6 protein-coding genes and 3 pseudogenes are annotated in these 6,270 nt (G+C 48.8%); all 9 read left to right on the top strand.

Annotated elements, in window-relative coordinates; all coding sequences use genetic code 11:
* A pseudogene (locus tag B5D35_RS22250) lies at positions 1-242 on the top strand (IS5/IS1182 family transposase); the annotation flags it as partial.
* Between the two features lie 113 nt (positions 243-355).
* Positions 356-1,219, top strand: a complete 864-nt coding sequence (locus B5D35_RS22245) for an urease accessory protein UreD (RefSeq protein WP_244556709.1) — start codon at positions 356-358, stop codon at positions 1,217-1,219.
* Between the two features lie 24 nt (positions 1,220-1,243).
* Positions 1,244-1,546 carry an urease subunit gamma gene (gene ureA / locus B5D35_RS22240; protein ID WP_078754622.1) on the top strand — a complete coding sequence of 101 codons (303 nt, stop codon included), beginning with the start codon at positions 1,244-1,246 and terminating at the stop codon, positions 1,544-1,546.
* 11 nt (positions 1,547-1,557) lie between these two features.
* Positions 1,558-1,912, top strand: a pseudogene (locus B5D35_RS22235) (urease subunit beta).
* 1 nt (position 1,913) lies between these two features.
* A pseudogene (ureC, locus tag B5D35_RS22230) lies at positions 1,914-3,606 on the top strand (urease subunit alpha).
* A gap of 8 nt (positions 3,607-3,614) precedes the next feature.
* Positions 3,615-4,070 (top strand): urease accessory protein UreE, encoded by a 456-nt coding sequence (gene ureE / locus B5D35_RS22225; protein WP_078754621.1) that lies wholly within the window; start codon positions 3,615-3,617, stop codon positions 4,068-4,070.
* Between the two features lie 28 nt (positions 4,071-4,098).
* On the top strand, positions 4,099-4,671 hold the full coding sequence (locus B5D35_RS22220) for a HupE/UreJ family protein (protein WP_139367838.1): 573 nt from the start codon (positions 4,099-4,101) through the stop codon (positions 4,669-4,671).
* Between the two features lie 15 nt (positions 4,672-4,686).
* The gene (locus B5D35_RS22215; protein WP_078754619.1) at positions 4,687-5,370 is read left to right on the top strand and encodes an urease accessory protein UreF; all 684 of its coding nucleotides are present in this window, start codon (positions 4,687-4,689) and stop codon (positions 5,368-5,370) included.
* An 11-nt stretch (positions 5,371-5,381) separates the two neighbouring features.
* The gene (gene ureG, locus B5D35_RS22210) at positions 5,382-6,002 is read left to right on the top strand and encodes an urease accessory protein UreG (RefSeq protein ID WP_078754618.1); all 621 of its coding nucleotides are present in this window, start codon (positions 5,382-5,384) and stop codon (positions 6,000-6,002) included.
* Positions 6,003-6,270: the final 268 nt, after the last annotated feature.

Genomic DNA, 6,270 nt, shown 5'->3' with positions numbered 1-6,270 from the left:
ACCCTCGCAATTTAGCAGTAGGTTGTCAAAAGCTCTACGGCTCCAACAAGAAGTGGAAAAAGCGGTATGGCTATCACAAGCGCTCACTATCAGAGACAGCAATGTACCGAGTAAAACAGCTGCTAGGTGGGAAATTAAGCCTAAGAAATTACAATGCTCAGGTTGGCGAGACTTACGCTATGATCAAAGCGCTGAACAATCTTACAGGACTGGGTATGCCTGAAATTCAGTATATTGCTTAAGAACCGAACAACTTTAGGCTGCCATGTCTTCCAACCGAATTAAGCAACAAAGCCATGGTGGATCTCAATGATTCTCTGATCCGACAATATCTGACGGTTTGATGGGAGTGGGTGTGGAACAGTCATCGATAAGCCGAACAAATCCAACAACGTCAGGACACGGACGTTGGGAAGCGGAACTGTCGCTGGGCTTTGTCAGTGATGGAGAACGAACGGTACTTAAGCATCGTTCGCATCGTGGACCTTTGGCCGTGCAGCGTTCACTCTACCCTGAAGCTGGGATCTGCCACAGCCACATTCTTCATCCTCCTGGCGGCATTGTTGGGGGAGATGCCTTGCACGTTGAGGTTGCATTAGAGAGCAACGCGCACGCGTTAGTCACGACGCCAGGTGCGACACGTTTTTACCGTTCAGATGGGCGGGTTGCCTTGGTGGATCAGTCTTTTCGTGTAGCTCCTCACGCGACCCTTGAATTTGTTCCGTTAGAAAACATTGCGTTTCCAAGCGCTAAGCTTCGAACCAGAACGGATATTCATCTGGCCTCAACGTCCCGTTTTGTCGGCTTTGATCTTTGGACGCTTGGGCAACCTGCGTCGAACGAACACTTTGGTAAAGGTGAGATTGATGGAATGACGCGCGTTGTTGTCGATGGGCGCCTTCTGCTTTGCGAGCGAATGCGAGTGAATGCGACAACGTGGTTGAGAGATGCAGCTTCTCTACGCAGCAACCCTGTATGCGGCAACATCATTGCGTTCGGCAACCCGAGCGATTTTCAACCCGTTTGTGAATGGTGGAACGCGCAGACTTTCGAACCTAACCTTGACGTTGGGTTAACGGTGATGGATGGGCTGCTGGTCGTGCGTGGCTTGTCGACGAGTACAGAAGACCTTTTTTTATTGATGGCAAAGTGCTGGCAGCAGATTCGATTCCATTGGACGGGTGACATGCCGGAATTGCCACGTATATGGCGAACATAACGATATTCACAAGGAGTAAGCACCATGGAGCTAACCCCTAGAGAGAAAGATAAGCTGCTACTGTTTACAGCGGCGTTATTGGCGGAAAGGCGCAAAGAACGTGGCCTCAAGCTGAATTACCCTGAAGCTGTTGCATTGATCAGTGCAGCGATTATGGAAGGGGCGAGAGACGGAAAAACAGTGGCGGAATTGATGGATTTCGGACGAACGATCCTGACGGTTGATGATGTGATGGAAGGGGTGCCAAGCATGATTCATGACGTACAAGTAGAAGTCACGTTTCCTGATGGTACGAAGCTTGTGACTGTCCATGATCCAATAGTGTGAGGAGCTGAAAAATGTCTCAACAGGCTGTGAAATCGCGCTTTGTTCCCGGAGAGCTAAGAGCAAAAACGGGCGATATAGCATTGAATACTGGACGAAAAACTGTCTCGCTTGATGTGTCCAACACCGGAGATCGTCCCGTTCAGGTTGGTTCGCACTATCACTTTTATGAAGTTAATGATGCGTTGGCATTTGACCGTGAAGCAGCAAAGGGTTTTCGCCTCAATATTCCTTCCGGTACAGCGGTTAGGTTTGAGCCTGGGCAAAGTCGAATTGGTGGCCTACGCAGGATCTCGCGCTGTATATGGTTTTCAAGGGCGTGTAATGGGTAATTTACCCGATGATAAAGCGACAGATAAGGACGACTGACATGGCAAAGATATCACGAAAAGCCTACGCAGAAATGTTCGGCCCCACAACGGGCGATTGTCTGCGCTTGGCGGATACAGACTTGTGGCTGGAAGTTGAAAAAGACTTCACGGTGTATGGCGACGAAGTGAAGTTTGGTGGCGGGAAAACCATTCGTGATGGGATGGGACAAAGCCAGCGGCCAAGCAATGAAACTCCCGATATGGTGATCACCAATGTGGTGGTGCTTGATTACTGGGGCATTGTGAAAGCCGATGTTGCCGTAAAAGGCGGCCGCATCAGTGGCATTGGTAAGGCGGGTAACCCAGATATTCAAGACGGGGTTGATATCATCATAGGCCCGGGAACTGAAGTGGTTGCAGGAGAAGGACAAATCCTTACCGCTGGGGGAATTGATTCGCATATTCACTTTATTTGCCCTCAACAGATCGAAGAAGCGTTAACGTCAGGGGTGACAACATTTGTGGGGGGCGGAACAGGACCGGCAACAGGCACCAATGCGACAACTTGCACGCCGGGCCCGTGGAATATTCACCGCATGCTAGGTGCGTTAGATGCGTTTCCGATGAACTTTGGTTTACTTGGAAAAGGAAACGCGAGCTTGCCTGATGCACTTGAAGAGCAGGTGGCTGCAGGAGCGTGTGGCTTAAAACTTCATGAAGATTGGGGTTCAACGCCAGCGGCGATTGATTGCTGCCTGTCTGTGGCAGATGCATTGGATGTTCAGGTGGCAATTCACACAGACACACTCAATGAATGTGGTTTTGTTGAAGAAACACTGAAGGCGATTGGTGATCGTGTGATCCACACTTATCACACGGAAGGTGCTGGAGGCGGTCATGCGCCCGATATAATCAAAGTCGCTGGGATGCCGAATATATTGCCGTCATCTACGAACCCAACGCGTCCTTATACCGTCAACACCGTTGATGAGCACCTCGATATGCTGATGGTGTGCCACCACTTATCGCCTTCCATTGGCGTTTGCGGAATCACGCATTCGACGCGAGACCATTGCAGCAGAAGACATGCTTCACGATCTTGGTGCATTTTCGATGATTTCCTCTGACTCCCAAGCGATGGGACGTGTGGGTGAGGTGATCATTCGCACGTGGCAAACTGCGCACAAAATGAAAGTGCAGTTTGGCGCTCTCGAAGGTGACACGGCGCATAGTGATAACACCCGCATTAAACGCTATATCGCTAAATACACCATTAATCCAGCGATCACTCATGGCATGGCTCATGAAATCGGTTCTATCGAAGCTGGAAAACTGGCAGATCTTATTCTGTGGAAGCCTGCATTTTTTGGTGTAAAACCGTCACTGGTGATCAAAGGCGGCCTAATAGTAACGGCCCCCATGGGTGACCCGAATGGGTCTATTCCAACGCCACAACCTGTGCATTATCGTCCAATGTTCGGCGCATTTGGTGCCGGTCCTGCCCAAAGTTCACTACTCTTTATGTCACAGACCGCAATCGATAATGGTATCCCTGACATGCTTCAACTGCGTAGCGGAGTCAGTGCGGTTAAAGCCTGTCGCAGCATTCGTAAAAAGGACATGAAACTGAATGATTGGCAACCAAACATCGAGGTTGACCCACAAACCTATGAAGTAAGGGCTGACGGTAAGCTGCTTGTTTGCCAGCCCGCGGATGTATTGCCAATGGCCCAGCGTTATTTTCTGTTTTAGGAAACAGCATGCTCGAATTTACACAGATTGAAACAGGCGTCGATGAGACAGAAGGATTGCCGACGATTCACTTGGGGATTGATGCACGCATCAAAAGTCGGCTCAAAGTGACGTTGGATGATGGCAGAGAAGCGGGTCTTTTTTTACCCAGAGGTCACACTGTAAGAGGCGGAGATTTGTTGGTGTCGGACACTGGTGAAAAGGTCGTCGTGATAGCTGCCGATGAAAACGTGTCAACGGTACACGCGCACAGTGCCCATTTGCTTGCAAGGTTGAGTTATCACTTGGGAAACCGCCATGTACCTTTGCAGGTTGGCGACGGCTGGGTGCGGTATCAGCATGATCATGTGCTTGACGAAATGGTGGATTTGCTGGGTGGAGAAGTCATTGTTGAGTTGGCTCCGTTTGAGCCTGAAAGTGGTGCGTATGGCGGACATTCATCCAGCCATCATCATTCTCATTAATATTTTCTGAGTTTATGGAGAGATCACCGTGAAAGTAGGACATTGTTTGCTAGGGGCTTTAGGACTCATTGCCTTTCCTCTCGCTGCCCACACGCTGGAGCCTTCGATACACAGCATGAGTGAACATCCGTTTTGGGATGGATTTATCCACCCATTTACGAGTGTCCTTCATGTCGTGACTTGGGTTGCTATGGGCATTTTGGTCTCGCAATTTTCTAACTTCAAATTGAAGTTACTGGTTGTGAGTAGTTTGATGTATTTCGTCTTTTTTGCTATCCAAAGCCCTCTTATATCTACCGGTAACTCTCCAATGTTTCCGCTGCTCGTCGGTGCGCTGTTGCTCGCTGCGATGTCTGCGGGACTAAAGTGTACCGGACTGAGCACGTTTGCAAAGCTGTCTGCAGCGTTGGCGTTCGTGGTAATTGGCATATCTAGTTTTATGCACGGTGCGCATGTTACGTCGGTCGCGTTCGCCGGTGGCTTCATTGCCGCAGCATTATTAACCCTCTTTGCTGGAGAACGAATTGGCGCATATATCAGTTTAGAAAAACTGTCTGTTGCCATGGGACTCAGTGGTGTTTTGTTCGTCCTCGTTGCGTGATGAAGTGTAGGAATAATGATGAACACGAACAGCCGTGCTGATTTTAAGCTATTTCAACTTATCAGCCCTTCATTGCCGGTTGGTGCGTTTAGCTACTCTCAAGGTTTGGAGTGGGCGATTGAATGTGGATGGGTGCGAGATGAAGGGCGCTTCATTGAATGGTTAGAAAGCATTGCGTTGGATAGCTTGGCACATTTAGAGCTTCCGATCCTTCGAAGAATGTTCGACGCATTTACGCATGGTGAATTAAGCGAAGTCAGGCATTGGAACGATTGGTTATACGCATCACGCGAAACGTTAGAGCTAAGACAAGAAGAAATACAGCGCGGACGCACAATGAGCAAGCTGCTATGTCAGTTGAACCTGCTTGATGAAACATCTGAAGAGGCTTGCTGTGTTTCTCATAGTCAAATTGCGGGCTTTGCGTATGCAGGAGTCAAATGGGAGATATCAGCTGAGTCTCTGTGTCAGGGCTATGGATGGAGCTGGTTGGAAAACACCGTAATGGCAGGTGTTAAGTTGATCCCGCTGGGCCAAACCGCCGGGCAACGCGTTCTTATTCGTTTGTCTGAAACACTCTCGATTGCAGTCAACCAATCGAAAATCATTGAGAACGAAGATATTGGCAATTTCGCCCCTGCACAGGCGATCGCCTCAAGCTGCCATGAAAACCAGTATTCCCGTTTGTTTCGATCTTAAGGAGAAAATCGATGACCTATAAGCAACCGTTACGTGTTGGTGTTGGTGGTCCCGTGGGGTCCGGAAAAACAGCGTTACTAGAGGTGTTGTGTAAAGCGATGCGTGATGACTACTCCATCGCTGTCGTCACCAATGATATTTATACCCGAGAAGATCAGCGTATTTTGACAGAGGCTGGCGCGTTAAGTGCAGATCGTATTGTTGGCGTAGAAACAGGAGGTTGCCCTCACACTGCTATCCGTGAGGATGCTTCTATGAATCTCGAAGCGGTCGAAGGATTGGCGAAATACCATCAAGACTTAGACATGGTGTTTATTGAAAGTGGTGGCGATAACCTCAGTGCGACGTTCAGTCCCGAATTGGCAGATTTAACCATTTACGTGATTGATGTCGCTGAGGGTGAAAAGATCCCTCGAAAAGGTGGGCCGGGAATCACGCGTTCAGATTTACTTATCATCAATAAAATCGACCTAGCACCTTACGTTGGCGCCAATCTAGACGTAATGGATTCAGACACCGCAAGAATGCGTCCGAATAAACCCTATGTGTTTACTGACCTCAAAGAGCAAAAAGGTCTGAGTGAAATTATTCTCTTTCTAGAGTCAGAAGGAATGCTAAAACGCGCGAGTTGATGTCCTCATTCGACCTGAAGTCCGCTCTTCAGGTTGAATGATTGGAAAGCTTAACGCGACCTAGCCCTAGCTAACTTGGCCATGAGTAAGCGGAGATCGGAGAGATAGTCATTGCGTATTTTATGGCCATTTTGATTGAGCGTAGAATCCTGCTTTTGTAACCACTGATTCAACACCCTTCCTGCATAGATCGCTCCCAACATGTTGGCGACTGCCAATCCAAGGCTTTGTTGCTTAAATCGATGGAACTAAATCTAGAAGCTACGAT

This window comes from Enterovibrio nigricans DSM 22720, assembly GCF_900167155.1.
Classification (GTDB): Bacteria; Pseudomonadota; Gammaproteobacteria; order Enterobacterales; family Vibrionaceae; genus Enterovibrio; species Enterovibrio nigricans.
This window is presented reverse-complemented; position numbering and strand designations above follow the sequence as displayed.